Origin of the sequence: Lentzea kentuckyensis (assembly GCF_002150765.1) — a bacterium.
Taxonomy (GTDB): domain Bacteria; phylum Actinomycetota; class Actinomycetes; order Mycobacteriales; family Pseudonocardiaceae; genus Lentzea; species Lentzea kentuckyensis.
On record NZ_MUYM01000015.1, the window covers coordinates 77,890 to 104,235 of the forward strand.

At 67.9% G+C, this 26,346-nt stretch carries 22 protein-coding genes; 13 read left to right on the forward strand and 9 right to left on the reverse strand.

Translation table 11 applies throughout. The annotated features are described in order from the left end of the window. Window positions 1-5: 5 nt before the first annotated feature. The 7 genes from B0F77_RS08710 (at window position 6) to B0F77_RS08740 (ending at window position 7,108) form a co-directional block, all read left to right on the forward strand. Window positions 6-773 (forward strand): HipA family kinase, encoded by a 768-nt coding sequence (locus B0F77_RS08710; RefSeq protein ID WP_086662291.1) that lies wholly within the window; start codon window positions 6-8, stop codon window positions 771-773. After that, entirely contained in the window at window positions 757-1,143 is a 387-nt protein-coding gene (locus tag B0F77_RS08715; RefSeq protein WP_086662292.1) for a DUF3037 domain-containing protein, read from the forward strand. Before B0F77_RS08710 ends, B0F77_RS08715 begins: the two co-directional genes overlap by 17 nt. 76 nt (window positions 1,144-1,219) lie before the next feature. Then, the gene (locus B0F77_RS08720; protein WP_086662293.1) at window positions 1,220-2,236 is read left to right on the forward strand and encodes an LCP family protein; all 1,017 of its coding nucleotides are present in this window, start codon (window positions 1,220-1,222) and stop codon (window positions 2,234-2,236) included. Window positions 2,237-2,531: 295 nt separating this feature from the next. Beyond that, window positions 2,532-3,263 carry a 3-hydroxybutyrate dehydrogenase gene (locus tag B0F77_RS08725; RefSeq protein ID WP_086662294.1) on the forward strand — a complete coding sequence of 244 codons (732 nt, stop codon included), beginning with the start codon at window positions 2,532-2,534 and terminating at the stop codon, window positions 3,261-3,263. 10 nt (window positions 3,264-3,273) lie between these two features. Continuing rightward, window positions 3,274-4,566, forward strand: a complete 1,293-nt coding sequence (locus tag B0F77_RS08730) for an MFS transporter (protein ID WP_086662295.1) — start codon at window positions 3,274-3,276, stop codon at window positions 4,564-4,566. Further along, window positions 4,563-6,110 carry a helix-turn-helix domain-containing protein gene (locus tag B0F77_RS08735; protein WP_245847897.1) on the forward strand — a complete coding sequence of 516 codons (1,548 nt, stop codon included), beginning with the start codon at window positions 4,563-4,565 and terminating at the stop codon, window positions 6,108-6,110. Before B0F77_RS08730 ends, B0F77_RS08735 begins: the two co-directional genes overlap by 4 nt. 161 nt (window positions 6,111-6,271) lie before the next feature. Next, complete coding sequence (locus B0F77_RS08740; RefSeq protein ID WP_086662296.1) at window positions 6,272-7,108, forward strand: PaaX family transcriptional regulator; 837 nt, start codon at window positions 6,272-6,274, stop codon at window positions 7,106-7,108. 3 nt (window positions 7,109-7,111) lie between these two features. On the opposite strand, the gene B0F77_RS08745 is transcribed toward B0F77_RS08740, so the two are convergent. From B0F77_RS08745 to B0F77_RS08765, 5 genes are read right to left on the reverse strand one after another with little or no spacing between them, the layout of a single operon-like run. Then, complete coding sequence (locus tag B0F77_RS08745) at window positions 7,112-8,566, reverse strand: APC family permease (RefSeq protein WP_245847898.1); 1,455 nt, start codon at window positions 8,564-8,566, stop codon at window positions 7,112-7,114. 26 nt (window positions 8,567-8,592) lie between these two features. After that, window positions 8,593-10,062 (reverse strand): GMC family oxidoreductase, encoded by a 1,470-nt coding sequence (locus B0F77_RS08750; protein ID WP_086662297.1) that lies wholly within the window; start codon window positions 10,060-10,062, stop codon window positions 8,593-8,595. Then, window positions 10,059-11,537, reverse strand: coding sequence for an aldehyde dehydrogenase family protein (locus tag B0F77_RS08755; protein WP_086662298.1), 1,479 nt, complete (start codon window positions 11,535-11,537; stop codon window positions 10,059-10,061). The genes B0F77_RS08750 and B0F77_RS08755 overlap by 4 nt, the downstream gene beginning before the upstream one ends. 46 nt (window positions 11,538-11,583) lie before the next feature. Next, window positions 11,584-12,687, reverse strand: a complete 1,104-nt coding sequence (locus B0F77_RS08760) for an NAD(P)/FAD-dependent oxidoreductase (RefSeq protein ID WP_086662299.1) — start codon at window positions 12,685-12,687, stop codon at window positions 11,584-11,586. Beyond that, a complete protein-coding gene (locus B0F77_RS08765) occupies window positions 12,684-13,004 on the reverse strand; it encodes a bifunctional 3-phenylpropionate/cinnamic acid dioxygenase ferredoxin subunit (protein ID WP_086662300.1) in 321 nt (106 codons plus the stop codon). The genes B0F77_RS08760 and B0F77_RS08765 overlap by 4 nt, the downstream gene beginning before the upstream one ends. 120 nt (window positions 13,005-13,124) lie before the next feature. Here B0F77_RS08765 and B0F77_RS08770 point away from each other — a divergent pair, with 120 nt between their 5' ends. From B0F77_RS08770 to B0F77_RS08785, 4 genes are all read left to right on the forward strand, one after another. After that, window positions 13,125-13,895 (forward strand): IclR family transcriptional regulator, encoded by a 771-nt coding sequence (locus B0F77_RS08770; protein ID WP_169730904.1) that lies wholly within the window; start codon window positions 13,125-13,127, stop codon window positions 13,893-13,895. Between the two features lie 214 nt (window positions 13,896-14,109). Beyond that, window positions 14,110-16,470 carry a GcvT family protein gene (locus tag B0F77_RS08775; protein WP_086662301.1) on the forward strand — a complete coding sequence of 787 codons (2,361 nt, stop codon included), beginning with the start codon at window positions 14,110-14,112 and terminating at the stop codon, window positions 16,468-16,470. Window positions 16,471-16,508: 38 nt separating this feature from the next. Then, a complete protein-coding gene (locus B0F77_RS08780; protein WP_086662302.1) occupies window positions 16,509-17,621 on the forward strand; it encodes an aromatic ring-hydroxylating oxygenase subunit alpha in 1,113 nt (370 codons plus the stop codon). Between the two features lie 43 nt (window positions 17,622-17,664). Continuing rightward, window positions 17,665-17,913, forward strand: coding sequence for a hypothetical protein (locus B0F77_RS08785; RefSeq protein ID WP_086662468.1), 249 nt, complete (start codon window positions 17,665-17,667; stop codon window positions 17,911-17,913). Between the two features lie 3 nt (window positions 17,914-17,916). On the opposite strand, the gene secA2 is transcribed toward B0F77_RS08785, so the two are convergent. The 4 genes from secA2 to B0F77_RS08805 all read right to left on the reverse strand — a co-directional run bounded on the left by secA2 (window position 17,917) and on the right by B0F77_RS08805 (window position 25,017). Then, window positions 17,917-20,205, reverse strand: a complete 2,289-nt coding sequence (gene secA2 / locus B0F77_RS08790; protein ID WP_211293723.1) for an accessory Sec system translocase SecA2 — start codon at window positions 20,203-20,205, stop codon at window positions 17,917-17,919. A 78-nt stretch (window positions 20,206-20,283) separates the two neighbouring features. Then, the gene (locus B0F77_RS08795) at window positions 20,284-20,589 is read right to left on the reverse strand and encodes a hypothetical protein (protein ID WP_086662304.1); all 306 of its coding nucleotides are present in this window, start codon (window positions 20,587-20,589) and stop codon (window positions 20,284-20,286) included. 71 nt (window positions 20,590-20,660) lie between these two features. Next, complete coding sequence (locus B0F77_RS08800) at window positions 20,661-21,899, reverse strand: MFS transporter (RefSeq protein ID WP_245847900.1); 1,239 nt, start codon at window positions 21,897-21,899, stop codon at window positions 20,661-20,663. A gap of 70 nt (window positions 21,900-21,969) precedes the next feature. Next, window positions 21,970-25,017: a carboxyl transferase domain-containing protein gene (locus tag B0F77_RS08805; RefSeq protein WP_425435644.1), complete on the reverse strand. Its 3,048-nt coding sequence runs from the start codon at window positions 25,015-25,017 to the stop codon at window positions 21,970-21,972. Between the two features lie 175 nt (window positions 25,018-25,192). Between B0F77_RS08805 and B0F77_RS08810 the strand changes: the two genes are divergently transcribed. Both B0F77_RS08810 and B0F77_RS08815 read left to right on the forward strand, forming a co-directional pair. Continuing rightward, complete coding sequence (locus tag B0F77_RS08810) at window positions 25,193-25,972, forward strand: sporulation protein (RefSeq protein ID WP_086662307.1); 780 nt, start codon at window positions 25,193-25,195, stop codon at window positions 25,970-25,972. An 86-nt stretch (window positions 25,973-26,058) separates the two neighbouring features. Then, on the forward strand, window positions 26,059-26,331 hold the full coding sequence (locus tag B0F77_RS08815; protein ID WP_086662308.1) for a GlsB/YeaQ/YmgE family stress response membrane protein: 273 nt from the start codon (window positions 26,059-26,061) through the stop codon (window positions 26,329-26,331). Window positions 26,332-26,346: the final 15 nt, after the last annotated feature.

Below are 26,346 nucleotides of genomic sequence, written 5' to 3' on the forward strand. Positions count from 1 at the left end.
CGCGGGTGAGTCTTCTGAGGGAGGTCACGGCCACCCGGTATGTGACGCCGTTCCGTGAGGGCGGGTCCATGCCGGGGCTGGTCGAGGCCGACGACCTGGGTATGTACGTGGTGAAGTTCCGCGGCGCGGGACAGGGCGTGAAGGTGCTCGTCGCCGAGATCGTCGTCGGCGAGCTGGCCCGGCGGCTGGGCTTCCGCATACCCGAGATCGTCCTGGTGCACCTCGACCCGGAGCTGGCGCGCGCGGAACCGGACCAGGAGGTCCAGGAACTGCTGCGGGCCAGCGGCGGCCTCAACCTCGGCCTCGACTACCTGCCCGGCTCGTTCGACTTCAACCCGATCGTGCGCGACCCCGGTGTGGAGCTCGCGACGAAGCTGCTGTGGTTCGACGCGTTGGTGCTCAACGTGGACCGCAGCTGGCGTAACCCGAACATGTTGCTGTGGCACCGGGAACCGTGGCTGATCGACCACGGCGCCGCGCTGTACTTCCACTACTCGTGGAGCGAGGAACGCCCCGCTACCAAGGACTATCGGTACGACTCGGCCGACCACGCGATGCTGCCCAACGCGGCCTCGGTGTCCGAAGTAGACGCCGAGATGGCGGAGCGGATCACGCCGGAGCTGCTCGACGACGTGCTCGCACTGGTACCGGACGAGTGGCTGGAAGGCGATCCGGCCGAACTGCGGCAGCGTTACAAGGACTTCTTCACCTACCGCCTCGCCAACCGCGGCTGGGTCGACTCGCTGGAGGCCGCGCGTGCCGCACGTGTTTGAGTACGCGCTGCTGCGGGCGGTGCCGCGGCAGGAGCGGGGCGAGTTCATGAACGTGGGCGTCATCGTCTACTGCCGTGAGCTGGATTTCCTCTGTGCGAAGACCTATGTGGACGGTGAGCGGCTGCGGGCGCTGGACCCGCAGCTGGACGTCGAGACGCTGGAAACGTCGCTGAAGCACCTCACGAACTCGTGCGACGGCACGCCCGACGCCGGTCCGGTCAGCCGGACCACGATCGGGCAACGGTTCCGCTGGCTGACGGCGCCACGCAGCACGATCGTGCAGACGTCACCCGCGCACACCGGATTCACCGAAGACCCGTCGGTCGAGGTCACGCGCCTTTTCGAAGCACTGGTGCTGCCGCCCCGGTAGGTTCGTCGCAACCTGAACGGGGCCATTGCGTCCCTAGTTGCAAAGCGAATCTAAAACCGATCGGGGTTGGCGACACATGAGCGCTGGGTATCACCACGGCTACCAGCAGCCGCGGCGTCCCATGCCGCCGCAGCGGCCGTACAAGAAGAAGAGGCGTCCTGGGCGCGTCATTCTCGTGCTGCTGCTCGTCATCGTGCTGGGTGCCGTCGGTTTCGGCTTCTACGTCGACTCGACGCTGAAGCGGATCGACGCGCTGCCGGACTACGAGGGCCGTCCCGCGGAGACGCCGGGCACCACCTGGCTGCTCGTCGGTTCGGACGCGCGAGAGGGCCTCACGCAGGAGCAGAAGGACGCGCTCGCCACCGGCGACGCGGCCGGTCGGCGTACCGACACCATCATGATGCTGCACCTGCCGGACAACAGTGCCGCCAAGCCGGTGCTGCTGTCGATCCCGCGTGACTCGTACGTCGCGATCGAGGGCAACGGCCGCAACAAGATCAACGCGTCGTACGCGTTCGGTGGGCCGCAGCTGCTCGCGAAGACCGTCGAGGGCGCCACCGGCGTGCGGATCGACCACTACATGGAGATCGGCTTCGGCGGGTTCTCCGACATGGTCGACGCGGTCGGCGGGGTCGACATGTGCCTCGACGAGCCGATCAAGGACCCGCTGGCCGGCATCGACCTGCCCGCGGGCTGCCAGGAGCTCGACGGACCGAAGGCGCTCGGGTTCGTGCGGACCCGTGCGTTCGCGACCGCTGACCTGCAGCGCGTCCAGAACCAGCGGAAGTTCCTCAACGCGTTGTTCGAGAAGGTCAAGAGCCCGGCCACGCTCGTGAACCCGTTCCGCGTCATCCCGCTGATGAACGCGGCGTCCGGGTCGGTCTCGGTGAACACCGACGACCACGTGTGGCACCTGGCGAGCGTCGCGCTGAACATGAACGAAGCGACCAGTGGCACGGTGCCGGTCGGGGGGACCCCGACGATCGGCGGCCAGTCGGTCGTGCAGTGGAACAAGGAGAAGGCGTCGCAGCTGTTCGACCTGATCAGCAAGGACGAGCCGGTGCCCGCCGAGCTGATCGCCCCTCCGAAGTAGCTCTTATGACTTGGCGGGCTCGGAAGTGGGCTCCGAGCTGGTCAACCCGGCCTCCTGTGCGATCTCGTCGAGCTCGCGCAGGAGGTCGTCGTAAATGGGCGTCGTGGACATCGTCGTCCCCCCTCTTTCTGGATCTTCCCCCGTTCAGGTGACGGGAGCTTACGCCTCTGTACCCCTTCTTCCGGCGCGATATGCCACCTCAGCGCTAAATGGTGGCTAAAGCCATCTCGTGACCAGGCGTTATGTGGGTCTGCCACATGTTGATCACGCGCTGTGACGCCTACCGTTTCCGGTCATGTCGAGTGTCACGGGTCACACCGCGCTGGTCACCGGAGCCGCGAGCGGCATCGGCCTGGCCTGCGCCCGCGCACTGGCCTCCGCCGGCGCCAAGGTCCATCTGGTCGACCTCGACCCGCACGTGCGGGACCTCGCCGCCGAGGTGGGTGGGGTCGGGCACGTGCTCGATCTGACCTCCTCGGTCTCCGCGTTGCCCGCCGAGGTCGACGTGCTGGTCAACAACGCGGGTGTCCAGCACGTCGCACCGATCCACGAGTTCCCCGCCGAGCGCTTCTCGGCGATGGTCGAACTGATGCTGGGGGCGGCGTTCCGGCTCTCCCGGCACGTGTTGCCGCACATGTACTCCCGCGGGTGGGGCCGGCTGGTCCACATCTCCAGCGTGCACGGGTTGCGCGCGTCCGCGTTCAAGTCCGCCTACGTCGCCGCGAAGCACGGCCTGGAAGGTTTTTCCAAGGTCGCCGCTCTCGAAGGCGCGCCGCACGGCGTGACGTCGAACTGCGTAGCTCCTGGGTACGTGCGAACTCCGTTGGTGGAGAAGCAGATCGCGGACCAGGCGCGGGTGCACGGCATTTCCGAGGCGGATGTCTCTTCGCAGATTTTCTTGCAGCGCAGCGCGGTCAAACGGCTGATCGAGCCTTCCGAGGTGGCGGACGCCGTGTTGTGGTTGTGCGAGAACAGTTTTGTCACAGGCACGTCGTTGGCCGTCGACGGCGGCTGGACTGCTCAATGAGGAGTTGTCGATGATCAAGAAAGTGGTAGGCGCGTCGCTCATCGGGACAACGGTCGAGTGGTACGACTTCTTCCTCTACGGGTCGGCTGCGGCACTTGTGTTCAACAAGCTGTTCTTCCCGACCGCTGATCCGCTGACCGGCACGCTGCTCGCGTTCACGACGTACGCGATCGGCTTCCTGGCCCGGCCGTTGGGTGGTGTGGTCTTCGGCCACTTCGGCGACCGGCTGGGGCGCAAGAAGTTGCTCGTGCTGTCGTTGCTGCTGATGGGTGGCGCGACGATGCTGATGGGCGTGCTGCCGACGTACGCGTCGGTGGGCGTGCTGGCTCCGGTGCTGTTGACGCTTCTGCGGCTGGTGCAGGGTTTCGCGCTCGGTGGCGAGTGGGGCGGGGCCGTGCTGATCGTGTCGGAGCACGGTGATCCGAAGCGCCGCGGGTTCTGGGCGTCGTGGCCGCAGGCGGGCGCGCCGGGCGGCAACCTGCTGGCGACCGGTGTGCTCGCGATCCTGGCGGCCGTGCAGTCGGACGCGGACTTCCTCGCGTGGGGCTGGCGGATCCCGTTCCTGCTCTCGGGTGTGCTCGTGGTGATCGGCCTGTGGATCCGGCTGCAGGTGGCCGAGTCGCCGGTCTTCCTGGCGGCACAGGAGAAGGCGGCGAAGGCGCCGAAGGAGGAGAAGGCGCCGGTGCTGGAACTGTTGCGGCACAACTGGCGTGAGGTTCTCGTCGCGATGGGCGCGCGGCTCGCGGAGAACGTGTCGTACTACGTGATCACGGCGTTCATCCTGGTGTACGTGGTGACCGGCCTCGGGCTGTCGAAGTCGGTGGGGCTCAACGCGGTGCTGATCGCCTCGGCCGTGCACCTGGTGACGATCCCGGTGTGGGGTCACCTGTCGGACAGGTTCGGGCGGCGGTCGATCTACCTGGTCGGCGCGGTCGGCATGGCCGTGTGGGTGTTCGCGTTCTTCGCGATGCTGAACACGAAGGACCCGGTGCTGATCACGTTGGCCACCACCGTCGGACTCGTGCTGCACGGCGCGATGTACGGGCCGCAGGCGGCGTTCTTCTCGGAGCTGTTCGGTACTCGGGTGCGGTACTCGGGCGCGTCGATCGGTTACCAGCTCGCCTCGATCGCGGCCGGTGCGCTGGCGCCGTTGATCGCGACGGCGTTGCTCAAGGCCTACGGGTCGTCGTTCCCGATCTCCATCTACGTGGTGGCGATGTGCGTCCTGACGGTCGTGGCGGTGCTGATGGCGCGGGAGACCCGTGGTGCGGATCTGGAGGAACGTGACAGGGTTGGGGTGTGACACGACGGCGTGAGGCCGAACTGGCGGCGTTGTTCGAGACCGCGTCCGAGCTCGCGGGCATGCGCGACCCGGACGCGGTACTCCGTTCGATCGTGCGCAGGGCGCGGACGCTGCTCGGCACCGACGTCTCCTACCTGTCGATGAACGACCCGGCCGGCACCTACATGCGGGTGACGGACGGGTCGTTCTCGCCGTTGTTCCAGAAGGTCCGGCTCGGCCTCGGCGAAGGCCTGGGCGGGCTGGTGGCGCAGACCGCGCGGCCGTACGCGACCTCCGACTACTTCGCTGACGCCCGGTTCAACCACACGAACCCGATCGACTCGGCGGTGCGCGACGAGGGCCTGGTGGCGATCCTGGGCGTGCCGCTGAAGCTCGACTCGACGGTCATCGGCGTGCTGTACGCGGCCGACCGGACCACGCGGGAGTTCCCGCCGGAACAGGTCGCCCTGCTGCAGTCACTGGCCGACCACGCGGCGATCGCGATCGACACGGCGTCGTTGTTCGCGACGATCCAGTCGCACAACGAGGCCATGAAACGGGCAGAGGAGGCGCACGACCGGCTCACGGACCTGGTGCTGCGCGGCGGTTCGTCGGCCGAGGTGGCGGCGGCCGTGGGGGAGCTGCTCGGCGGGCCGGTCGAGGTGCTGGAAACCGTGCCGTCGCTGGTCGTGCGGGCCAACGGGCGGGCCGTGCTGATCGACGACGTGTGGGTGTGCGCGGTGCTGGCGGGCTCGGAGCTGCTGGGCGGGATCGCGTTGTCCGGGCGCCCGGACCTGTCGGACGCGGACCGGCGGGTGTTCGAACGGTCGGCGGCGGTGACGGCGTTGTTGTTGCTGCTGCGAAGAACCGTGGCGGAAGCGGAGAACAAGGTCCGCGGCGAGCTGATCACCGACATCCTGGACGGGCGGGACCCGGCGGGCCTGGTGGCCAGGGCCCGGCGGATCGGCGTCGAACTCTCGGAACCGCACGTGGTGCTGGTGGCGGACGGGAACCTGTCCGCCGCAACGCATTACGCGTCGGTCTACAGAGGACTCGCCGGATCGCGCGGGCGTGATGTCGTGCTGGCGCTGCCTTCTACCTCCACGGATGTCGCGCGTGAGGTGGCGAAGGCGTTGGACGCCACGGTGGGTGCGTGCGGGCCGGTCGTGGGGCCGCTCGCCCTGGCCGCGGCCTACGAGGAGGCACGGCGGTGCCTGCGGGCGTTGCGGCAGTTGGGCAGGGAGAAGGACGCCGCGACGATGGCCGATCTCGGGTTCGTCGGAGTGTTGCTGGGTGATCGTGCCGACGTGTCCGGGTACGTGCGGTCGGTGCTGGGGCCGGTGCTGGACTACGACGCCGAGCGCGGCACGGAACTGGTGCACACGCTGGAGATCTACTTCCGCTGCGGCGCGAACCTGAGTCGTGCCAAGGCGGAGCTGCACGTCCACGTCAACACGGTCACGCAACGGCTCGACCGGGTCTCGTCGTTGCTCGGCGACTGGCAGTCGCCGGACCGCGTGCTGGAGGTGCAGCTCGCGTTGCGGCTGCTTCGCTTGCAGGGCTGAGAACTCCAGGGCGAGGGCGGCCATGCCGGCCTGCGGCAGGGGGTACGGCACGATGGTGTCCGCGGTGCCGTGCCACCGGGAGCCCGAAAGTGTTCAGATCCGTGACGGCCGTCAACCTCCTGACGAACCACCATGCTGCGGCGTTCGACGATAATGGCCCGATGTCAGCAGCTGTGACTCCACCGGACGGCAACGTGGCCGGCTCGCCGGTGCGCCCGGAAACCGCGGCCCTCGCCCTGTTCGGCGACCACGTGCTCGGACGCCGGGTGGCGGTGTCGACGGTCGGTGTCGTCGCAGCGCTCGGGCGGCTCGGCATCGGTGAGCACGCGACCAGGACGGCGCTGAGCCGGATGGGCCGCCGCGGCCTGCTTCGCACGGTTCGCCGGGGGCGCCAGGCGTTCCTGGGGCTCACCGAGCACGGGACGGCCGTGCTGCTCGACGGGCAGCGCAAGCTCGACGGCGAGGTCGTCGACCGGGACTGGGACGGCCGGTGGACGCTGCTGACGTTCTCGGTCCCGGAGAGCAGGCGCGCGGACCGGCACGCTTTGCGCACCCGCCTGGGCTGGTTCGGGTTCGGGCCGTTGCGCAGCGGCCTGTGGGTTTCGACGTCGGACGCGGACGTCTCGGCGACGCTGGCGGAGCTCGACCTGCTCGAGCACGCCGAGGTGTTCCGGGCCGAGGCGTTCAGGTGGACCGATCCCGCGCGGATCGCCGCCGAGGCCTGGGACCTGCCGGCGATCGCCGCGGGATACGAGAACTTCCTGCTGCGCTGGGCGGACGGGGAATTCGAGCACCTCGACGAACTGGCCCGGCGGATCCTGCTGGACGCCGAGTGGTTGCTGCTGATCCGTCGTGACCCGGTGCTGCCGTCCGTGCTGCTGCCCGACGGCTGGCCGGGAACCCGGGCCGCGGAACGGTTCCGCACGTTGCGCCTCAGGTGGGCGCAACGTGCGGTGGAACTGGCCGCGGACGTGCTCGAATCCGTTGTGGACGAGTGAGGCTTACACCCGTTCGGGCAGGACCGCGTCCCCGGCTGGGGCGTCGGAGTTGCCGAACGGCTTGGCGATCGCCATGTAGACGAGGCCGATGCCGACGACGAGCGTGCCGCTGAGGATCACGACGTAGTTGTCGTACCAGGGCGCGTCCGGGGTGCGCGGCCAGACCATGTTGACCATCGCCGCGACGCCGTACGCGAGCGCCAGGACGTTGATGACGAGGCCCCAGCGGCCGAGCGTGAACTCGCCGGACGGGGTCCAGCCCTTGAGCCTCGCCCGCAGCGCCGCGAACACGACCATCTGGAAGCCCAGGTAGATGCCGAGCGTCGCGAACGACACGATCTTGTCGAGCGCGTTCGTGGACAGCATCGACGCGAACACGATCAGGATCGGGATCACACCGGCGAGCGCGAGCGCGTACGGCGGGATGTGCCGCTTCTGGTTGAACTTCGCGAGTGCCTTGTGCCCGAACAACATCTTGTCGCGGGCGTAGGAGTAGGTGAGGCGGGACGCGGCGGCCTGCAACGACATCGTGCAGGACAGGAACGAGATCAGCACGACCGCGATCACGATCTTGTAGCCGACCGGGCCGAACGCGTTGGTCAGGACGTTCGTGACCGGGTCGGCGTCCTCGCCGCTGATGACCTTGCCGAAGTCCGGCACCGCGAGCAACAGCGACAGGCACGCGAACGTGGCCGCCGCGCCGCCGATGTAGATGGTGCGGCGCATGGCCTTCGGGATGACGCGGCCGGGGTCCTTGACCTCCTCCGCGGTGTCACCGCAGGCCTCGAAACCGTAGTACTGGTAGAGGCCGATGATGCCCGCCGCGAAGAACGCGGGCAGGTAGCTGCCGGAGCCGCCGGCGCCGAAGCTGTCGAACAGCACGCCCAGGCCGTGGATCCGGTTGTCCACCAGCAGCCAGATGCCGACCGCGAGCGCGCCGACGATCTCCGCGGCGAACCCGAAGATGGCGGCCCAGGACAGCACCTTCGTGCCCGCGTAGTTGATCAGCGTGGACACCACGACGATCGCGATCGCGCACAGCACGGTGTTGCCGACCGTGGCCGTGTAGCCGAGAAGTGTTGCCAGATAGGGGCCCGCGCCGTAGCTGACGGACGCGATCGTGACCAGCAGGGCGATCATGTAGACCCAGCCGGTCATCCACGCCCAGCGCTTGCCCCACAGGCGGCGTGCCCAGGGGTACACGCCGCCCGCGACCGGGTACTGCGCCACGAGCTCGCCGAACACGAGCGCGACCAGGAACTGGCCGACGCCCGCGACGACGAAGCTCCAGATCATCGGCGGGCCGCCCAGGGCGAGGGCGGTGCCGAACAACGTGTACGTGCTGACCACGGGGGAGAGGTACGTGAAGCCGAGCGAGAAGTTCGCCCACGGGCTCATGTCCCGCTTGAACTCCGACGTGTACCCGAGGTCCTTGAGCCGGTCTTCTTCAGTCAACACCGGCTTTGGGGCTGTTGTAGTCACTACTACGCCTCCCTGATCAGGTCGGCGGCGCGCTCTCCAATCATGAGAACCGTGACCATCGGGTTCACGGTCGGCATGGTGGGGAACACGGACGCGTCGACCACTCGCAGGCCTTCCAGCCCGATGACCTTGAGGTCACCGTCCACAACGGACCCGATCGCGCACGTGCCGGCCGGGTGGTAGACGGTGTGGGCGGCTCTGCGTCCGTACTCGGACAGGGCCTCGTCGCTCGTGACGTCCGGTCCGGGGGCGATCTCCCGCTTGAGCCACGACTTCAGCGGTTCCTGCTCGGCGATCTGGCGGGCGATCCGGAAGCCGTCGACCAGGGTCTGCTCGTCGTAGCCGTCGGGGTTGGTGAAGTACCCGAAGTCGAGCGCGGGCTTTTCGGTGGGGTCGCTGGACTTCAGCCACAGCCTGCCCTTGCTGTGCGGCCGGGGGATGTTCGGCGTCATGCAGACCCCGTGCTCCACCTTCGGGTAGCCGAGGCGTTCCGTGTTGGTGGTGAACGGGATCTGGTAGAAGTGGAACATCAGGTCCGGCCGCGGGTCGGAGGTGTCGCGCCGGATGAACAGGCCCGCGTCGGAGTCCATCACCGAGTTCTCCGGCAACGGTTTCGTGGTCTCCCAGACGATCACCGACTCCGGGTGGTCGAGCAGGTTCTCGCCGACGCCGGGCAGGTCGTGCCTGACCTCGATGCCGATCTCGCTGAGGTGCTCGGCGTCGCCGATGCCGCTCAGCATCATCAGGCGTGGGGTGTCGATGGCGCCCGCGCAGAGCAGAACCTCTTTGGCGGCCTCGACATAGCCCTTGTCGGTGTGCACGCCGATCGCGCGGTTGCCGTCGAACTCGATCCTGCTCGCCCACGTGTCGAGCAGCAGGGTCAGGTTCTTGCGGTCCAGGATCGGGTGCACGTAGGCGGTGCTCGCGCTGGAGCGCTGGTTGTTCTTCTCCGGGTGGTAGGCGATGGAGAAGAAGCCGACGCCGTCCTGGAAGGGCGCCGCGTTGAAGTTGTCGATCTCCGGGACGTCGACGGCCTTCTGTGCGGCGGCCACGAAGTCCTTGGCGATCGGGTTCCGGTCCTTCTCCACCACCGGGATGATGTTGAGCTGGACCTTGTCGTAGTACGGGCCGACCGCGTCCCACGTCCAGCCGTGGCCCCAGTCGTCGAGGTCCTGCGGCAGCGGGTTGAAGCAGATCAGCGTGTTGTGGCTGGAACATCCGCCGAGCACCTTCGCGCGGCTGTGCCGGATGTTCGAGTTGCCGCGGGGCTGCTCGACCGTGGGGTAGTCGTAGTCGTACTCGGTCTCCAGCAGGTTGATCCAGTTGCGCAGGTTGAGGATCTTCTCGTCGCCGACGTCGGACGGACCGCCCTCGATGACCGCGACCGTCACGTTCTCGTCCTCGGTCAGTCTCGCCGCGAGCACGCAGCCCGCCGTACCGCCGCCGACGATCACGTAGTCATATGCGGTCACTTGTCGGAGTCCTTTCGCGCGAACCAGTTCTGGGCTTGGGGCTTGAGGTTCTGGTAGACGTGCTTGGGCTCCGTGTACTCGTGCAGGCCCGCGGTGCCGAGCTCGCGGCCGACGCCACTGCGCTTGAAACCGCCCCACTCGGCCTGCGGCAGGTACGGGCCGAACTCGTTGATCCAGACCGTGCCGTGCCGGAGCTTCTTCACGACGCGCTGGGCCTTGTCGAGGTCCTGGGTCCAGACGCCGCCCGCGAGGCCGTACTCGGTGTCGTTGCCGAGCCTGATCGCGTCTTCCTCGGTCTCGAAGCGCTCGGCGGTGATGATCGGGCCGAACGTCTCGTCCCGCACCAGCTTCATGTCCCTGGTGCAGTCCGCGTAGACCGTGGGGCGGAAGAAGAAACCGTTCTGCAGCTCGGGTTCGTCCGGTCGCTTGCCGCCCGCCTTGAGGGTCGCGCCCTCCTGCTCGGCGATCTCGACGTAGCTCTCGACCTTGGCGCGGTGCTCGGCGCTCACCAGTGGTCCGGACTCGGTGTCCTCGTCGAAACCGTTGCCCAGCTTGATGAGGTCCGCCCTGCGCGCGACCTCGTTGACGAAGTCGTCGTAGATGCTCGACTGCACGATGAGCCTCGTGCCGGACGAGCACACCTGGCCGGCGTGGAAGAACGCCGCCGTGAGCGCGTAGTCGACGGCGGTGTCGAAGTCGGTGTCGGCGAAGACGATGTTCGGGTTCTTGCCGCCGAGTTCGAGAGCGACCTTCTTCACGGTCTTCGCCGCCGACGCCATGATCCGCTGGCCGGTGGCGAGGCTGCCGGTGAACGAGATCAGGTCGACGTCGGGGTGCTCGCTCAGCGGCGCGCCCACCTCGGGGCCGGTGCCGAGGACGAGGTTCGCGACGCCGTCGGGCAGGCCGGCCTCCTGCAGCAGTTCGAACAGCTTGATCGTGCTGAGCGGGGTGATCTCGCTCGGCTTGGCCACCAGCGTGTTGCCGGCGAGCAGGGCCGGGGCGATCTTCCAGGACACCTGCAGCAGCGGGTAGTTCCAGGGCGCGATCATGCCGCAGACGCCGACCGGTTCGTAGTCGATCCGGCTGATGACGTCCGCCGGCACGCCCTGGATGATCTTCGGGTGCAGCAGCCCGGCGAGGTTGCCGTAGTAGCGGAACACGGAGACGACGTCGTCCACGTCGATACGGCTCTCGACCAGCGTCTTGCCGGTGTCGAGCGTCTCGGTGCGGGCGATCTCCTCCTTGTCGCGTTCCAGCAGGTCCGCGACGCGGTTCAGAACGGCGGCGCGGTGCTCGGGCGCCGCGTGTTGCCAGTCGCCGTGGTCGAAGGCGTGGCGCGCTCTCGCGATCGCGGCGATCGCCTGTTCGCGGGTTTGGTCCTCGAGCTCGGTGAGAACACTCTGGTCGAACGGGTTGATGATCTGCCGCACCGGCGACACGGACGCCTCCCTGTTTCGTGTGTCCACGAAGGACACTGGGGTGTAGCCGGTCGCCGGTGGCGATAAACCGTGACGACCGTCTCTACTTCAAATTCCTGCGCAGTCGGGTGAAAAGCCGAGCATTGCTCATGGCCACAATGCCGACGACGTCTTCCGGATTGTCACCGTCTCGATAGGTCGCCACGAACTTACGGTCCTCGATGGACCCATCTTCGACGCGAACGTCGTTCGTCGCCCGTCCGATGAACTGGATTCGCACGCCGTACTGATCTGACCAGACGTAGCCGCCGTTGGTGTGCGTCGCGACGGTCTCGCCCGCGAGCAGGTTGCGGGTGGCGATCTGTGCCTGTTCGGTCGCGGACGTCCAGTGCTCGGCGCGATGCCCGGCGCAGTTCGCGACATCGCCGACCGCGACGACGTTCTTCAGGTTGGTCACGCCGCCCGCGTCGCACACGACGCCGTTGTCGACCTTGACGGGTCCGCCGGCGAGCCAGTCCGTCGCCGGACGCGTGCCGATGCCCGCGACGACGACGTCGGCGTTGACGACACGGCCGTCCGCGAGGTTGATTCCGCCGTCAACGTTGACTGAATCAACGTTGACTCCCGTGATCAACGTTGATCCGTGGTCGCCGTGCAGATGTCCACATGCTGTGCCCATCTCGGCGCCCAGAACGCGCGTGAGAGGCGTGGGGAGAGCCTCGACGACCGTGACGTCCTTGCCCAGCGCACGTGCGCTGGAGGCGATCTCGGCGCCGATGAAGCCCGCGCCGATGACACCGACGTGCTGTGCGCTGCCGATCGCCTCGCGGAGCTTGATCGCGTCGTCGAGCGTGCGCAGGACGTGTGTATTGGAGATCGTCCGCGGTATACCGCCGGTCGCGATGACGAAGCCGTCGGCCTCGACCGTGGTGCCGTCGCTGAGCGCGAGTTCCTGGGGAGAGAGCAGCCCGGTGGCCTGGACACCAAGGCGCCAGTCCGCGTCGAGCGCGTCGAGGTCTTCCTGGTCCGCGAGCGGCACCGCCTCGACCTTGCCGAGGAGGAAGTCCTTCGAGAGAGGAGGCCGGTCGTAGGGGAGATGGATCTCGTCTCCCACGATGACGAGCCGTCCGTCGAACCCCTGCTGGCGCAGTGCCTGCGCCGACCTCAAACCGGCGAGTGATGCGCCGATGATCGCGATCGTCCTCACGCCACGTCCCTGTTCACTTCGACATCGACATAGACCACTCCATCTTTCACAAAGACGGGATAGGTCTTCACCGGTCTTTTGGCGGGCAGACAAGACGGCTCGCCGGTGCGAAGGTCGAAGCTCGCGGCGTGCAGCGGGCACTCCACGAAGCAGCCCTCCAGCCATCCCTCGCTCAGGGAGGCGTCCTGGTGGGTGCAGGTGTCGTCGATGGCGTACAGCACGCCGTCGGCGTTGAAGACCGCGATCGGCGCATGAGGGCCGACGATGCGCACCGCCTCTCCTGGGGGCAGGTCCATGAGAGCGCAGGCGCGGATCATCGTCGGCCTCCGTTGCGTTGAGCGGCACGCGTTCCGAATGACGCAACACAATGTGCGGCTCCAACGACGCGCCGTCAAGAGTTCGAGCGGGTTGTTTTGCCTGCCGGTTACTGTTGCGCGATGAGCAACTCCGACTCGGCAGCTCAGGTGCAGTCCGTCGACAGAGCCATCAGCGTGCTGGAACTACTCGCCCAAGGCGAGGCCGGCATCACCGAAATCGCTGGTGAGCTGGGTGTGCACAAGTCCACGGTGTCCAGACTCGTCTCCGTGCTGGAGGCGCGGGGCCTGGTCGAGCAGCTCGGGGAAAGAGGCAAGTACGCCATCGGTTTCGGGGTCGTCCGGCTCGCCGGTGCCGCCACCGGCCGCATGGACCTGACCAAGCTCGGCCAGCCCGTCTGCCAGACCCTCGCCGACGAGTTCGGCGAAACCGTCAACATCGCCGTGCACGACGCCGGCGTCGCCATCAACATCACCCAGGCGCGCGGCTCCGCGGCCGTCTCCGCCGTGAACTGGATCGGCCAGCGCACGCCCCTGCACGCCACCTCGTCCGGCAAGGTCCTGCTCGCCCACCTGGACCTGGCCGAGCGAAAGCGCCTGGTCTCACTGCCGCTCGACTCGTACACCGAGAACACCGTCGTGGACGCCTCGCGGCTGCTGGCCGAACTGGAGGTCGTGGCCTCGCAGGGGTTCGCGGCGTGCTTCGAGGAGCTGGAGCTGGGGCTGCACGCGGTCGCCGTCCCGGTCCGCGGGCATCGAGGTGAGGTGGTCGCGGCGATGAGCGCTTCCGGTCCGTCGTACCGGTTGTCCCGGGAACGGGTCGAGCAGATCGTGCCGACGATGAAGGTCGCGGCCGCCGACCTCTCGGCGCAGCTCGGCTACTTCGCGGGCTAGCTGCCTATTCACCCACAAGCACCCCACCAGCCCCATTTTTCGACACGCGGGGACCTTTCGTTTCCTTATGGGAAACGCGAGGCCCCCGCGTGCCGACTGGCAGCAGGGGGGTGGCGGCCGAACGCGGTATTGACAGCGGGCCGTGCTGGCCGCAATTTGTTGCTGATCGCGGAACGGGTTCCGTTTCGCGCAACGGCGGCGAAGGGGTGTCCAGATGCCTGGGGAAATGCCTCGCGTGGTGCTCGTGGGGGCCGGGATCGTCGGGTGCGCACTGGCCGACGAGCTCACCGAGCGCGGCTGCACCGTCACGGTCCTGGACCAGGCACCGGGTCTCGCCGTGGGCGGGTCGAGCGGCCACGCGCCGGGCCTGGTGTTCCAGACGAACTCCTGCCGCAGCATGACCTCGTTCGCGCGCTACACGGTCGAGAAGTACACCGCGCTGGGCTGCTTCGACCAGATCGGCGGGCTGGAGATCGCCACGAGTCCCGAACGCCTTGCCGACCTCACGCGACGCCACGGCTGGGCCACCTCGTGGGGCGTGGAGAGCCGGCTCATCGGGCCGGACGAGGTGGCGGAGCTGCACCCGTTGCTGGACCGGGAGCGGATCCTCGGCGGGTTCCTGATCCCGAGCGACGGGCTGGCGAGGCCCGTCGTGGCGGCGGAGGTGCAGGCACGGCGGGCGATCGAGCGCGGGGCGCGGTTCGCGTTCGGGCAGAAGGTCGTGGCCGTCGAGACCTCCGGGGACCGGGTCATCGGCGTGCGCACCGAGACGGACACCTTTCCGGCCGACATCGTGGTGTCGTGCGCCGGGATGTGGGGGCCGGTGCTCGGCGAGATGGTCGGGCTGAGCATTCCGCTCGTGCCGATGGCCCACCAGTACGCGTTCACCGGCGATCTCGACGCCAGTGCGGAAGCGCTTGCGCGGCAACCCATTCTGCGGCATCAGGAAGCCGACCTGTACTTCCGGTCGCACGGTCAGGCGCTCGGCATCGGGGCGTACGGGCACCGGCCCATGCCGATCGCGGCAAAGGACATCACCTCCTCGGAGTTGCCGTTCACCAAGGAGGACTTCGAGGCGTCCTGGGAGTCGGCGGTCGAGCTGATTCCCGCGCTGGCCGAGGCCGGGGTCGATCGCGGGTTCAACGGGCTGTTCTCGTTCACCAGCGACGGGATGCCGTTGCTGGGCGAGCACCCCGGGCTGGCCGGGTTCTGGGTGGCGGAGGCGGTGTGGATCACGCACTCCGCCGGTGTCGCGAGGTCGATGGCCGAGTGGATCGTCGACGGCCGGCCCGAGCTCGACCTTCATTCGAGCGACCTCAACCGGTTCGAGCAGGTGCAGCTGGCGCCGGACTACGTGCTGGAGCGCAGCTGCCAGAACTTCGTCGAGGTCTACGACGTGCTGCATCCGTTGCAGCCCATGGAGAGCCCGCGGCCGATTCGGACGAGTCCGTTCTACGAGCGGCAGAAAGCCCTGGGAGCGTTCTTCCTGGAGGCCTCCGGGTGGGAGCGGCCGCACTGGTACGAGGCCAACGCGGACCTGCCCGAGGTCGCCGAGGTGCCCGAGCGGGGCGAGTGGGCGAGCCGGTACTGGTCACCGATCTGCGGCGCCGAGGCGCTGGTGACGCGCAAGCGGGTCGCGCTGTTCGACATGACGCCGTTGAAACGGCTGGAGGTCAGCGGGCCGGGCGCGCTGGAGTTCCTGCAGCGCATGACGACCAACAACCTCAACCGCAAGCCCGGCGCGGTGGTCTACACGCTGTTGCTCGACGAACAGGGTGGTGTGCGGAGCGACCTCACGATCGCGCGTCTCGACGCGAGCACCTTCCAGGTCGGTGCGAACGGCAACCTCGACCTGGCGTGGCTCAGCAAGCACGCGCCGGACGACGTGCACGTCAAGGACATCACCGCGGGCACGTGCTGCATCGGTTTGTGGGGACCGAAAGCGCGTGACCTCCTCGACGAGGTCTCGCACACGCTGGACACGCGGAAGGGCTACTTCACCGCGCAGAAGGCGTTCGTCAAGAACGTTCCGGTGACCGCGCTGCGACTGTCCTATGTGGGCGAACTCGGCTGGGAGCTCTACACCACCGCGGACCTGGGCCCCAAGCTCTGGGACACGCTGTGGGAGGCAGGGCAGCGGCACGGCGTCATCGCGGCCGGGCGCGGCGCCTTCAACAGCCTGCGACTGGAGAAGGGCTACCGGTCGTGGGGCACTGACGTCACGACGGAGCACGACCCGTTCGAGGCGGGCCTCGGGTTCGCGGTCCGCAAGGACAAGGAGTTCCTGGGCAAGGAAGCGCTGGAGAGCCGTTCCTCCGGGAAGAAGCTCACCTGTCTCACGATCGACGACCCGCACAGCGTCGTCATGGGCAGCGAACCCGTGTTCCATCAAGGCGAACCGGTCGGGTACGTCACGAGCGCGGCCTACGGGTACACGACCGGGCTCAACATCGCCTACGCGTGGCTGCCGGCCGGCGTCGGCGAAGTGGAGATCGAGTACTTCGGGCAGCGGGTGACGGCGCGCCCGGCGCAGGAGCCGTTGTTCGACCCCGAAATGAAACGGCTCAAAGGCTGAAACGCACTTTCCGACCCTGCTCGACTGAGAGGCGGCGCATGACCGGCAGCCTGATCTCCACCCTCGAGGGCCGCTACTACACCGACCCCGCGATCTTCGCGCGGGAACAGGCGAACATCTTCGAGAAGATGTGGTTCTGCGCGGTGAAGTCGGGCGACCTCGCGGCCCCCGGCGACTTCCGCACCGTGCAGGTGGGGCGGGAAAGCGTGCTCATCGCGCGGGACCGCCACGGGCACCTCAACGCGTTCCTCAACGTCTGCCGGCACCGCGGCGCGCGCATCTGCGTCGACGAGGCGGGCAGCGTGAAGCGCGCGTTCCAGTGCCCGTACCACGCGTGGACCTACGCGTTGGACGGCAAGCTGATCGCCGCGCCGAACCTCACCTCGATGCCGGACGTCGACCGCGTCGAGTACGGGCTGACGAAAGTGCACCTGCGCGAATGGCTCGGCTACGCCTGGGTGAACCTCGCCGACGATCCGCCCAGTTTCGAGGACGACGTGCTGAGCGCCGTGACGGAACGCCTCGGCTCGCTGGAGGGCATCGACGGCTACGAGATCGACCAGTTGTCCGTGGGCAAACGAATCGTCTACGACGTCAAAGCCAACTGGAAGCTGATCATCGAGAACTTCATGGAGTGCTACCACTGCGCGACGATCCACCCCGAGCTCACGGAGGTGCTGCCCGAGTTCGCCGACGGCTACGCGGCGCAGTACTACGTCGGGCACGGCGCGGAGTTCGGTGACGACATCCAGGGATTCACCGTCGACGGCAGCGAGGGCTTCGAAAAACTTGCGTCGCTGGAAGAGGAGAGAGACAGGAAGTACTACGCCATCACCGTCAAGCCGCAGGTTTTCATCAACCTCGTGCCGGACCACGTGATCCTGCACCGCATGTACCCGGTGGCGGTCGACCGGACCGTCGTCGAGTGCGATTGGTTGTATGCAAAGGAAGTGGTCGACACCGGGCGTGACGTCACTCGCTCGGTCGAGCTGTTCCACCGGGTGAACGAGCAGGATTTCGAAGCCTGTGAGCGTTGCCAGCCGGCAATGGCCTCGCGTGCCTACGCGCGCGGCGGAGTGCTGGTGCCCTCAGAGCATCACATCGGCGGGTTCCACGCGTGGCTCGTCCAGAAACTGGAATCAGCCGACTAGGGGATCGACGCATCACCCGTGCACGCGAAAGCTTGCACGGGTGATGGAGCAGACGGACTTCTTGCTCCCGGACGGGGAGCACGATCTCCTCCGCCGTATCCGGCAACTGGCCGAGCGAGCGGAACGGACGGCGCACAACCGGTCCAACTTCGTGGGACCACCGCCGTCGCAGGAACACCTGGACATTCTCGCGGAGATCAGAATGCTCTCCGAGGAGATGACCACAGGAAGACGGGCCGAGGCGTTGCCCCGGCCCGCCAGACCCGCTGATGACCTGATTCCGAACGGATGACGGTCAGCGGCGCTGGCCGCGCACCATCTTGACGAGACCCTTCATCGTCTCTTCCAGTCCGGAGCCGAACGGGTTGTCGTGCACCAGGTACGTCCACGTCGAGCTCGGGCGCTTCACCCCGGCGTCGGTGAGGTCGAAGCCGTCGTCGGTGATCTTGGCGGCCTCGTACTTGTCGCCCGCCAGTTCCCACGACTCCGGCACGATCTTGTTGAACGCCGGGATGGCCTCGCGGTGGAACTCGTCCAGCGGGTTCTGCCGTGCCAGCGCGCGCAGGTGGATGCCCTCGCGCAGGTCCGACAGGAACGTCAGGTGGTGCGTCCACAGATCGTCGAGGAAGAAGAGCGTGATCTTGCGGGCGGCCTCGCCGGCCACCTCGTCGGACACGCCTTCCTTCTTGCCGAGCTTCTCCAACGCCGCGTCCGTGCGCAGCACCACGTCGCGGTGCTGGAGCAGCAGCTGCCGCTGGTGCTCGATCAGCTTGTTGTAACGCCAGGTGTTGCGGTGGATCTCCAGGTTCACGCCCTCGGCCACGCGCTGCGCGTGCTCGAAGGTGTGCAGCAGGCCCTTGTCGTTGACCCGGCCGTCAGCGTCCACATCGGACGGATCCTCGGCGTCCGGCGCGTACTGGGTGATCAGCTCGTCCTGCATCGACGAGAAGAACACCGAGCCGCCGGGGTCGCCCTGACGTCCGGCACGGCCGCGCAGCTGGTCGTCCAGCCGTGACGACGAGTGCCGTCCGGTGCCGATCACGTACAGGCCGCCGAGCTCGGCGATCCGGTCGTGGTCCTCACCCTCGTGGCCACCGAGCCGGATGTCCGTACCGCGACCGGCCATCTGCGTGGACACGGTGATGCGCTGGTACGAACCGGCGTCGGCGATGATCGACGCTTCCTCGGCGTCGTTCTTCGCGTTCAGCACGACGCACTCGAGCCCGGCCTCGCGCAACTTGGAGGAGATCCGCTCGGACTCCGCGACGTCGAGCGTGCCGACGAGGATCGGCCGCCCGCTCTCGTGGGCGGTCTTGATCTCCTCGACGATCGCCTCTTCCTTCTGCTCCAGCGTCGCGTAGAGGCGGAAGTGCTCGTCCTCGCGGATGTTCTCCTTGTTCGGCGGGATCACGAGCACCTCGAGCTCGTAGAACTCGCGCAGGGTCTCCGCGACGGCGACCGCGGTACCGGTCATGCCACAGCGCGTCGGGTACCGCCCGAGCAGCGCCTGGACCGTCATCGAGTCGAGGATCTCGCCAGACTCGGTCGTCTGGACGTTCTCCTTGGCCTCGACCGCGGCCTGCAGACCGTCCGGCCACCGCTGCAGCTTCGCGATGCGGCCGCGCGAGTCGTTGATCAGGTGCACCTTGCCGTCGCGCACGATGTAGTCGACGTCGCGGTGCAGCAGCACCTGCGCGTGCAGTGCGACGTTCACCTTCGACAGCGTGGAGGTGACGTGCTCCTGCGAGTAGAGATCGATCTCGCCGAGCGCGCGCTCAACGGCCTCGGAGCCCGCGCCGGTGAGGAAGACGTTGCGCTCTTCGTCGTCGATCTCGTAGTGCAGGTTCTGCCGCAGGCGCTTCACCAGGTCCGCGATGACGGGGTCGGCCGCCTCCGCACTGGTCGAGCCGGCCAGCACGAGCGGCACGCGGGCCTCGTCGACGAGCACCGAGTCGGCCTCGTCGATCAGCGCGACCTCCTGCTCGGGCACGATCAGGTCCTCGGGCCGCGTGGCGATCCGGTCGCGCAGGATGTCGAACCCGATCTCGCTGACCGGCGCGTACGTGACCTCGCACTGGTAGGCCTCGCGGCGCTCCTCGGCCTTCGAGCTGCCGTTGATCCAGCCCACGGTGACGCCGAGCAGCCGGTACAGCGGCCCCATCCACTCCGCGTCGCGCTGGGCGAGGTAGTCGTTGACGCTGACGACGTGGACGCGCCTGCCCTTGATCGCGAACCCGGCCGCGGCCATGGCACCCGCGAGCGTCTTGCCCTCACCGGTGGCCATCTCGACGACCAGCCCGCTGAGCATGCCCAGCGCACCCAGCACCTGCACGTCGAACGGCCGCTGCCCGATGGCGCGCTCGGCGGCCTCACGCGTGAGGGCCACCAGCTCGGTGTCGTCGTCGCTCTCTTCGCGCAGCTTCGCGGCGTGTGCGGTCAGCTCCTCGTCGCTGAACGCTTTGAACGCGTCAGCGTGTTTCTCCACGTCCTTGAGCAGTGCCTGGAACGGGGCGAGGTCGACTGAGCCCGGTTTCTGCGCGAACCTGCGCATCCGCTGCTTGAAGCGCGCCATGAGAGTGGTCACGACGCAGCAACGTACGGCATCGGCCGCAGGTTCCGCAGAGGTCTTGACAGTGAAGCTCGTTTTGTCCGGTTCAGCCGGTCAGCCGCGGAGCTTGCACTTCACCCGTGCCTGGTAACCGGCGATGTGGCCGGGCTCCATCTCGTCCGGATCGGTCCGGCGGACCTCGTAGACGCCGCTGCTCACGACCTGGATGTGGGCCGCGTGGCAGCGCCTCTCGAAGCCGTCCCTGTCTCGGAACGCCATGCCTGCCAGCTTGACCGGGCGGACGGGGCCGACGAATTCCCGGTCGTTCACCGCGGAAGCGGGTGCCGTCAGGCTCAGCATCGTCGCCGCCAGCACGCCGGCGGCGACGACACCGCTCAAGAAGGTGTTCTTGGAGTTCATGCCGCCACTGTCGGGCAGCTCGGGTGACGGTGCACGCCGAGATCGAGGCGTGGTCACCCGTTCAGGGAGTGCTAGCCGTTCGCCGGCTGGGTCTCCGGCAGCTTGAGCACCGACACCAGCGTGCACAGGCCCATGACCAGCAGGAACGCCGAGACGGACATCGACGTCCCGGTCGCGCCCAGCAGTGCCGTCATCACGAACGGCGTGCCCCCGCTGACCAGGATCGACGCCAGCTGGTACGCGAGAGAGGCGCCCGAGTACCGCACGTGCGGTTCGAACAGCTCGCCCAAGTAAGCGGCGATAGGGCCGTACACGAGAGAGGACGCGATGCCTCCGACCGTGGACGCGACGAACAGCAACAGCAGCGAGGCCGTGTCCACGAGCAGGAAGTACGGGAACGCCCACACGGCCAGACCGATGGCGCCCGCGATGATCAGTGGGCGCCGGCCCAGGCGGTCGGACAGGTGTCCCGCGTACAGGATCACCGGGATGCTCACGATCGACGACAGCAGGCTCACGACCAGCACCGACTCCCGGCTCAGACCGAGCGTGGTGGTGGCGTAGGAGAGGACGCCCGCGATCGACACGTAGAAGATCGCGTTCGAGGCGAACATCAGGCCCGCGCCGAGCAGGATCGGTTTGCGGTGGGTGCGCAGGGCCTCCTTCAGCGGTGCCTGCGCCACGACGGGTCCTGAGGCACGTCGTTCCTGCAGTTCGCGGAAGACCGGGCTGTCCTCGACCTTCAGCTGGATGAACAGCACCACGGGGAAGAGGAGCGCCGACGCCAGGAACGGCACACGCCAGCCCCACGACGCGAACGCCGCCGGCGAGAGAGAGGTGGTGGCGCTGATGAACGCGATGTTGCCCAGCAGTACGCCGATCGGGACACCGGCCTGGCCGAACGTGCCCGCGAAGCCGCGCTTCTTCGGGCCTGCGGACTCGGTGAGCAGCAGGACGACGCCGCCCCACTGACCGCCGACCGCGATGCCCTGCAGGAAGCGCAGCAGGACCAGCAGCAGCGGCGCGCCGACGCCGATGGACGCCGTGGTGGGCAGCAGGCCGATGAGGAACGTCGCCGCGGCCATCAGCCCCAGGCAGATGACGAGGGCGGGCTTGCGGCCCACCCGGTCGCCGACGTGGCCGAAGACCAGGCCGCCGATCGGGCGCGCGACGAAGCCCGCCCAGAACGTGCTGAACGACAGGAGCAGCGCCACGATCGGCGTTGCCTCGGGGAAGAACAGTTTGGGGAAGACCAGGGCCGCAGCTGTTGCGTAGATGAAGAAGTCGTACCACTCAAGGGATGAACCCACGAGTCCGGCTGCCATCAGCCTGCGTAAGGTCTTCTGTTCAGTCGGGGCAACACTGACCACGGCTTCTCCTTCACCACGTGTCGATGAACGGGCGTTTCTTCCTGTCGGAACGGGAAGTTGCGGGGGCCAGCGCCGTGGCGATCCAGCGGCGCGTGTCGGCCGGGTCGATCACGTCGTCGATCTCGAAGACGCTCGCGACGTTGAGCGCTTTGCCGTGTTCGTAGGCCTTGGCGACCATCTGGTCGTAGCGCTGCTTGCGTTCTTCCGGGTTTTCGATGGCGTCGAGTTCGCGTTTGAAGCCGAGTTTCACGGCGCCTTCGAGGCCCATCGGGCCGAACTCGCCGGTGGGCCAGGAGATGGCGAACTGCGGCACTTTGAGCGAGCCCGCTGCCATTGCCTGGGCGCCGAGGCCGTACGCCTTGCGCAGGACCACGAGTCCAAAAGGGACGGTGAGGTTGGCGCCCGTCACGACCATGCGGGTGAGGTGGCGGACGGTGGCGGTGCGCTCGGCGTCGGGGCCGACCATGAAGCCCGGGGTGTCGGCCAGGGAGACGATCGGGAGGTCGAACGCGTCCGCCAGCTGGAGGAAGCGGGCGCACTTGTCGGCGGCGTCGGCGTCGATCGCGCCGCCGAGGACGGTGGGGTCGTTGGCGATCAGGGCGATGGGGCGGCCTTCGACGCGGATCAGGGCGGTGACGATGGCCCTGCCGAAGCCCTGGCGGAGTTCCAGCACACTGCCGGTGTCGGCGAGGGTGTCGATCAGCTTGCGGATGTCGTAGGCGCGGAGGCGGTTCTCGGGGATGGCGTGGCGGAGGAGGCGCTGGTCGGCGCAGCTCCAGGCTTGGCCGGAGTCTGATCGCCCGGAATTGTCGGTGCTGTCTGGGATAATTGAATTTAGGGGTTCCCCCGAGGGCGCGGACGAAGGCTGCGCGCTCGCGCGGGGGACGCCTGCGGGAGCCTGAGCGGTGGCTTGGAAATACGAGAGGTACTTCTTCGCGACGGCCACCGCTTCTTCTTCGGTCGCCACCGCGATGTCCACGACGCCGTTGGGCACCTGGACGTCCAACGGGCCGATGTCCTCCGGGCGGAACGTGCCCAGGCCGCCGCCCTCGATCATCGCCGGGCCGCCCATGCCGATGTTCGCGCCCTCGACCGCGATGATCACGTCGCACGTGCCGAGCAGCACCGCGTTGCCCGCGAAACACCGGCCCGCGACCACGCCGATCAGCGGCACCTGGCCGCTCAGCTGGGCGAACGCGTGGAACGAGCCGCAGTCGAGGCCGCTGACCATGCTGTGGTCGGTGTCGCCGGGCCGGCCGCCGCCGCCCTCCGCGAACAGCACCACAGGGAGGTTCTCCTGCTGGGCCAGCGCGAACAACCTGTCCTTCTTCTGATGGTTGCGCAAACCCTGTGTGCCGGCGAGCACGGCGTAGTCGTAGGACATCGCCACGATCCGTTGGCCGTTGACGACGCCGATGCCGGCCACCATGCCGTCGGCGGGCGTGCGTTCGATCAGCTCGTCAAGCGAGCGGCGCGCGCGTTGGGCCGCGATCGCGAGACCGCCGTACTCGACGAACGACGTGCAGAGGTCCGCGATGTTCTCGCGCGCGGTGCGTCCACCGGCCGCATGCCGCCGTGCGGCTGCATCCGGGCGATCGAACTGATGACGTTCGAGCACCTCGGCCAGATCCGGGCGCACCGAAGAAAGATCGACCTCAGCGGAGTCCTCAGTGGACTCGCCGAAGCCGGAGGCCAGCACCTGACCCTCGGACACCGTGTCGCCCACCGACACCAGCACGTCGCCGGACACCCGGACCACGTGCTGCATCTTCATCGCTTCCAGCACCACGGAGTCCGGCGACACCGCGACCACGGTGCCGGCCAGTGGAGCCCGCATGCCGTCAGCGGGTTCCTCGGTCACGAAATCGGTCGTCGCGCCCACGATGTCGCGGGCCAGCAACGACCGGAGGAACTCCAGGTTCGTCGAGACGCCCTCGATCCGGAACTCGCCCAACGCCCGCCGCGCCCGGTTCAGGGCCACGTCCAGGTCCTCGCCGTGCACCACGAGCTTCGCGAGCAACCCGTCGTACCGCGTCCCGACGCGGTAGCCCACGTATCCGTGCGTGTCGACGCGAACGCCAGGTCCGGAAGGCAGTGCGAACGACGACAACACACCACCGGACGTCTGGTTCACACGCACCTGCACGGCCGCACCGCGATCAACGGGCGTGTAGTCGACGTCGCCGCCCCACGCCAACAGCAGTTGCGTGCGCACGAGGTCCACACCGGACACCATCTCGGTCACGGTGTGCTCGACCTGCAACCGCGGGTTGACCTCCAGGAACGCGAACGAGTCCCCGGCCACCAGGAACTCCACGGTGCCCACGCCGGTGTAGTCGACAGCGGCAGCGATGGCAGCAGCTGCGTCGTGCAATGCCTTACGCAGCGCGGGTTCCAACAACGGCGCGGGAGCGATCTCCACGACTTTCTGGTGCCGCAACTGCAACGAGCAGTCGCGGTCGCCGATCACCGAGGTGCCGACGAGCTGCACCTCGATGTGCCGGGCGGAGGGCAGCAACCGTTCGAAGTAGACGTCCCCGACCCCGAACGCGGCCAGCGCCTCCGCCCGGCACGCCTCGACCGCGCCGTCGAGGTCCTCGGGCGCGAACACCGCCCGCATGCCCTTGCCGCCACCGCCGGCGATCGCCTTGACCATCACGGGGAACTCGCCCGGTGCCGCGTCCAGCACCGGAATCCCCAGCGACGCGGCCAGTTCCCGTGCTCGCCGCTTGTCGCCCAGCAGTTCCAGAACGTCGGCGGAAGGCCCGACGAACGCCAGTCCGCGCTCCGCGCACGCCCGAGCGAACGACGCGTTCTCGGACAGGAAGCCCCATCCCGGATGCACGGCCTGGCACCCCTCGGCGGCGTCCAGGATCTGCTCGACGTCCAGGTAGGGAGCGGGCCCACGCAGTGCGACGGCGCGGTCGGCGAGCGTCACGTGCAGGGCGGACGCGTCATCCTCCGCGTACACCGCCACGGTGCGAATGCCCAGGTCGGCTGCCGCGCGCAACACGCGGACGGCGACCTCACCCCGGTTGGCGACGAGCAGCACGGCAATCCTCCTGAGCGACCGCTTAGTATGTGACGGCGGTCGCATGTTGCCATCTGAAGTGAACGGAAGTCCATACGGAACCGATCGTGGGGCTGAGGCGTCAACGGAACGCTTCGCCGCATTCGGGCGATTGAGTTGGCAGACTTCCCCGCAAACTTGCGAAGGGCTTCAGGAGGCCGCAGTGGTGTTCAAGAGGATGATGCGCGCGTTCGGCGTGGGCGGGCCGACTGTCGACACGGTGCTGACCAACCCGAACGTGCGTCCCGGCGAGGTGCTCTCCGGCGAGGTCAGGATCGCCGGTGGCGACCACCCCGCCGAGATCGACCACGTCACGCTCGCGCTGCTCACCCGCGTCGAGGTCGAGAGCGGCGACAACGAGTACAACACCAACATGGAGTTCCACAAGTTCTCCGTGGGACAGCGGATCATCGTCCAGCCGCACCAGAACCTCTCGCTGCCGTTCCAGATCCCGGTGCCGTTCGAGTGCCCGCTCAACGTCGTGAGCGACATGCAGCTCTCCGGCATGCAGCTGGGCCTGCGCACTGAGCTCGAGGTCCGCGGCGCCGTCGACCCCGGTGACCTCGACCCGATCTGGGTGCACCCGCTGCCGTCGCAGGACGCGGTGCTGCAGGCGTTCGGGCACATGGGTTTCCGCTTCACCAAGGCGGACAACGAGCGCGGCCGCATCCACGGCGTGCCGCAGCAGCTGCCGTTCTACCAGGAGATCGAGTTCTACCCGCCGCCGCAGTTCGCTGGCCGCGTCAAGCAGGTCGAGCTGACGTTCGTGACGACGCCGGGCGAGCTGCACGTGGTCCTGGAGGCCGACAAGCGCGCCGGGCTGCTCCGTGCGGGCGGTGACGCGTACGGCCGTTTCGCGGTGTCGCACCAGCAGGCGATCGGCACGGACTGGACCGCGACCATCAACCAGTGGATGTCGCAGGTCTCCGGTAGCCGCTGGTAGATCTCAAGCTGCGGATCACGCCCGGTGACGGGATGATTTTCTCCGAGATCCCCGAGTGCATCGGGGTGTAGCGGGAGGAGGCGTCCGTGACCATCGAGAGCATTCTCGGCGCGCTCATCATCGGTCTGATCCTGGGCTTGCTCGGCAAGCTGTTCGCACCCGGCAAGCAGAACATCCCGATCTGGCTGACCCTGCTGGTCGGCATCGCGGCCGCGTTCATCGGGTCCTGGATCGCCCGGCTGCTCGGCGTGCAGGACACGCCCGGCATCGACTGGATCGAGGTGATCGTGCAGATCATCGTCGCGGCGGTCGGCGTCTCGGTCGTGGCCGGCATGTACGGCCGCAAGTCCGTCAGTTAGTCAGACCATGAACGG

What these genes read in the sequence shown, in the direction of transcription:
- B0F77_RS08740 (WP_086662296.1), top strand. Translation starts at nt 6,272, where the DNA reads ATGTCAGCAGCTGTGACTCCACCGGACGGCAACGTGGCCGGCTCGCCG.
- B0F77_RS08785 (WP_086662468.1), top strand. Translation starts at nt 17,665, where the DNA reads ATGGAGCAGACGGACTTCTTGCTCCCGGACGGGGAGCACGATCTCCTC.
- B0F77_RS08720 (WP_086662293.1), top strand. Translation starts at nt 1,220, where the DNA reads ATGAGCGCTGGGTATCACCACGGCTACCAGCAGCCGCGGCGTCCCATG.
- B0F77_RS08765 (WP_086662300.1), bottom strand. Translation starts at nt 13,004, where the DNA reads ATGATCCGCGCCTGCGCTCTCATGGACCTGCCCCCAGGAGAGGCGGTG.
- B0F77_RS08780 (WP_086662302.1), top strand. Translation starts at nt 16,509, where the DNA reads ATGACCGGCAGCCTGATCTCCACCCTCGAGGGCCGCTACTACACCGAC.
- B0F77_RS08795 (WP_086662304.1), bottom strand. Translation starts at nt 20,589, where the DNA reads ATGAACTCCAAGAACACCTTCTTGAGCGGTGTCGTCGCCGCCGGCGTG.
- B0F77_RS08775 (WP_086662301.1), top strand. Translation starts at nt 14,110, where the DNA reads ATGCCTGGGGAAATGCCTCGCGTGGTGCTCGTGGGGGCCGGGATCGTC.
- B0F77_RS08770 (WP_169730904.1), top strand. Translation starts at nt 13,125, where the DNA reads ATGAGCAACTCCGACTCGGCAGCTCAGGTGCAGTCCGTCGACAGAGCC.
- B0F77_RS08725 (WP_086662294.1), top strand. Translation starts at nt 2,532, where the DNA reads ATGTCGAGTGTCACGGGTCACACCGCGCTGGTCACCGGAGCCGCGAGC.
- B0F77_RS08730 (WP_086662295.1), top strand. Translation starts at nt 3,274, where the DNA reads ATGATCAAGAAAGTGGTAGGCGCGTCGCTCATCGGGACAACGGTCGAG.